This is a genomic window from Streptomyces sp. NPDC058678, assembly GCF_042714835.1.
Classification (GTDB): domain Bacteria; phylum Actinomycetota; class Actinomycetes; order Streptomycetales; family Streptomycetaceae; genus Streptomyces.
This window is the reverse complement of sequence record NZ_JBHXSG010000148.1, coordinates 1-3352: the sequence shown is the minus strand read 5'-3', so window position 1 is coordinate 3352 and position 3352 is coordinate 1. Positions and strand designations below refer to the sequence as shown.

Annotated in this window: 4 protein-coding genes; 3 read left to right on the top strand and 1 reads right to left on the bottom strand. The window is 71.3% G+C overall.

Translation table 11 applies throughout. The annotated features are described in order from the left end of the window. Positions 1-117: 117 nt before the first annotated feature. On the bottom strand, positions 118-843 hold the full coding sequence (locus tag ACFWWR_RS48035; protein WP_384310689.1) for an SDR family oxidoreductase: 726 nt from the start codon (positions 841-843) through the stop codon (positions 118-120). A 50-nt stretch (positions 844-893) separates the two neighbouring features. On the opposite strand from ACFWWR_RS48035, the gene ACFWWR_RS48030 reads away from it, so the two are divergent. The 3 genes from ACFWWR_RS48030 to ACFWWR_RS48020 are packed head-to-tail and all read left to right on the top strand — an operon-like array spanning position 894 to position 3308. Further along, positions 894-2114, top strand: a complete 1221-nt coding sequence (locus ACFWWR_RS48030) for a phosphotriesterase (protein ID WP_384310687.1) — start codon at positions 894-896, stop codon at positions 2112-2114. Next, complete coding sequence (locus tag ACFWWR_RS48025) at positions 2104-2445, top strand: cupin domain-containing protein (protein ID WP_384310685.1); 342 nt, start codon at positions 2104-2106, stop codon at positions 2443-2445. The genes ACFWWR_RS48030 and ACFWWR_RS48025 overlap by 11 nt, the downstream gene beginning before the upstream one ends. Next, positions 2442-3308: an SDR family NAD(P)-dependent oxidoreductase gene (locus ACFWWR_RS48020; protein ID WP_384310683.1), complete on the top strand. Its 867-nt coding sequence runs from the start codon at positions 2442-2444 to the stop codon at positions 3306-3308. Before ACFWWR_RS48025 ends, ACFWWR_RS48020 begins: the two co-directional genes overlap by 4 nt. The last annotated feature ends 44 nt before the right edge of the window (positions 3309-3352 follow it).

The window sequence follows — 3352 nt, the reverse complement described above, 5'->3', positions numbered from 1 at the left end:
TGTCCACCCAACCCCGGCTGGCGGCGGTCAGCTGCAGCCGGTGCAACGGGCCCACCGGGGGCGGCGGGGCCGCGGCGGGCCCCGCCAGGCCCGTCGCGCCGCCGTGCGCCGCCTCGCTCACAGCGTGCCGCCGCCATCGACGTGCAGCACCGCGCCGGTCACGAAGGTGTTCTCCAGCAGGTGGAGCACCGTCGCCGCGACGTCGTCGGGCTGTCCGACGCGGCCCACCGGGGTGCTCTGCGCGGTCTGTTCGAAGAGGCCCGCGCGGGCCTCCTCGGGCAGGAAGGACCAGAGCGGGGTGTCGATCAGACCGCCGACGACGACGTTGACGCGCACCGGGGCGAGCTCGACGGCGAGGGAGCGGCCCATGCCGCCGATGCCCGCGTTGGCGGCGGCGGTCGCGCTCATGTCGGCGTACGACTTGAAGCCGGCCGCACCGGCGATCAGCACGATCGAGCCCTGGCCCGAGATCTTCTTGCCGGCGTGCCGAACACTCAGCAGCTGGCCGACGATCTTGGTGTCGAGGGCGGCGCGTACCGAGTCGAGGGACACGTCGTAGACGGAGCCGACGGCCATGTCGCCGGGGCAGACGACGAGGTGGTCGAGGGAGTCGATGCCCGCGAAGAAGGCGGCGACGCTCTCCTCGTCGGTCACGTCCACGACACCGGTGGTGATGCCGTCGATCTCCTTGGCGGTCTGCTCCAGCTTGTCCTGGGAGCGGGAGCCGACGACGACCTGAGCACCCGCGGCGGCGGCCTGCCGGGCCACCGCCTTGCCGATGCCGGACGAGCCGCCGATCACCACGACACGGGCGCCGGAGAGGGAAGAGGGGGAAGTGGACAAGGTTGTCTCCTGGTGACGAGCGAACGGGATGCGTGTCGGCCGGCCCGGAGATGACCGCCCGGCCGGAATCGACGTTGTCAGCTCGCGCCAGAGGCAGGGAGACGGGGATTCATGCTAGTTGGAACACCACCTGGTTAGGCCTTCGCGGGCAGGCCACCATGGGTTGTTGTCGGGTGCGTCGACCTGCCCGGCGCAATGGCGGTTGTTCCGATATTCCGAGGCGGTTCTCTGTGCGTACGGAAAGTCCCCTCCCGCACGACCCGGTACCGACGGTGCGCGGGCCGGTCGCCGCGGCGGACCTGGGTATCACGCTCGCGCACGAACATCTTTTCGTGCTGAGTTCCGAATTCCAGTCGAATTTCCCCCACTTGTGGGACCGTGAGGCCGGAGTGCGCGAGGCCGTGCGCCAATTGGAGCAGGCGTATGCGGCCGGGGTGCGGACCCTGGTGGACATGACGGTGCTCGGACAGGGGCGCGACATCGGCCTGGTGCGTGCCGTCGCCGAGCGCACGGCGGTGAACATCGTGCTCGCCACCGGCGTCTACAGCGTCGACGGCATACCGCTCTTCGCCCGCTTCCGGGGCCCCGGCGCCGCCATCGAGGCGGACGACCCGCTGATCGAGCTGCTCCTGCGGGACGTCACCACCGGCATCGCGGACAGCGGAGTCCGGGCGGGCCTGGTGAAGTTCGCCTGCGAGCGCACCCCGCCGGACGCGTCCGCGCACCGGATGGCCGCCGTCGTCGCCGAGGTGCACCGGCACACCGGCGTACCGGTGGTGGTGCACTGCGACCCGTTCGAGGGCAACGGCGTCCACCTGGTGCGGCTCCTGGAGAAGGAGGGCGTGGCGGCGGGCTCCGTGGTCGTCGCGCACGCCGGGGACTCGGCCGACCTGAAGGGCCTGCGCGCCCTCGCGGACACCGGCTGCGTCCTGGGCTACGACCGCTACGGCATGACGCCCTTCGCCCCCGACGAGCAGCGCAACGCCACCCTGGCCGCGCTCGTCCGGGCGGGCCACACGGCCCAGTTGCTCGTCTCGCAGGACCACCCGGTGCACATCGACTACCTGACGGCCGAGCAGCGGGAACGCACGTATCCGGGCTGGAGCTACGTCCATCTCTTCGAGCGCGTCCTGCCGCTTCTCCTGAAGGAGCCGGGCATCGACGAGGAGACGGTGCGCACCCTCCTGGTCGACAACCCGCGGCGGCTGCTGTCGCGGATCGCCGCGCCCCACCCCTCCGGCGAGCGCACGGAGGTGCGGGATGCCGCTTGAGCCCTGGGAGGAGTTGGGGGCCGAGCTGCTCATCGACGAGGACCATGTCAAATGCTGGGTGGAGACCGTGCCCCCCGGCGAGCAGCGGCCCGCCCACACCCACCGCCACCCCTGGGTAACCGTCGTGCTCTCCGGGGCGCACGGTGAATCCCTGGACGAAAACGGCGAGTTGATCAAAGCGGTGTCGCTGGAGACGGGACAGGTGGTGCACAACCGCGGCGAGTGCCTGCCCATGCGGCACTACGTCCACAACCTCTCCGACCAGACTCTCGTCATGGTCGCCATCGAGCTCCGCACGCCCAGCGCGCCGGAGGAAGGACCGAACTCATGAGCCGACACGAGGGCCCAGCAGAACAACAGCCGCCGAGCGCACCCGCCCTGGTCACCGGAGCCACCTCCGGTCTCGGCCGGAGCCTCGCGCGAGCCCTGGCCGACCGGGGCTGGATCGTCCTGGTGCACGGCAGGGACGAGAACAGGTGCGCCGCCGTCGTCGGCGAGCTGCGCGCGGCGGGCGGTACGGCCTATCCGTACGTCGCGGACCTCGCCTCTCTGGAGGAGGCCGCCGAACTGGGCCGGCGGGTGGCCGCCGAACACCCCTCGCTGGGACTGCTCGTGAACAACGCGGGAGTGGGCGCAGGGCGTGACGCACGCCGCCGCGAACTGAGCCGGGACGGCTACGAACTGAGGTTCGCCGTCAACTACCTGGCGCCGGTGGTCCTCACCCGCGCGCTGCGCTCCCCTCTGCGTGCGGCGGGTACGGCACAGGTGCTCAACATCGGGTCGATCGGGCAGAGCCCCTTCGACCCGGACGACGTCCAGTTCACCCGGCGCTACGACGGCATGGAGGCGTACACACGCAGCAAGTTCGCGCTGGCCGCCTTCACGTTCACCATCGCGGAGGAGTACGCCCGCGAGGGCATCAGGGTCAACTGCGTGCACCCCGCGAACTACATGGACACCACGATGGTCATCGAGGCCGGGGTACGTCCCTGGTCCTCGGTGGCCGAGGGGACGGCCTCCGTGCTGCACGCCCTCGACGAGGGCGCACGGGGCGCGAGCGGCCAGTACTACAACGAGAGCCGCCGGGCCAAGGCGCACCGTCTCGCCTACAGCGCCGACACCCAGCAGCGGCTCACCTCCCTCACCGACCAGCTCATCGCTCCCGCGGAGCGGGCGGGCGGGACGTCCTGGTGACAGCGGATGGACACCGGACGGGCCCGGGTGCGCTGAGCGCACCC

Excerpts from the sequence above, each read along its gene's own strand:
- ACFWWR_RS48030 (WP_384310687.1), top strand. The coding sequence starts at position 894 with ATGACCGCCCGGCCGGAATCGACGTTGTCAGCTCGCGCCAGAGGCAGG.
- ACFWWR_RS48025 (WP_384310685.1), top strand. The coding sequence starts at position 2,104 with ATGCCGCTTGAGCCCTGGGAGGAGTTGGGGGCCGAGCTGCTCATCGAC.
- ACFWWR_RS48020 (WP_384310683.1), top strand. The coding sequence starts at position 2,442 with ATGAGCCGACACGAGGGCCCAGCAGAACAACAGCCGCCGAGCGCACCC.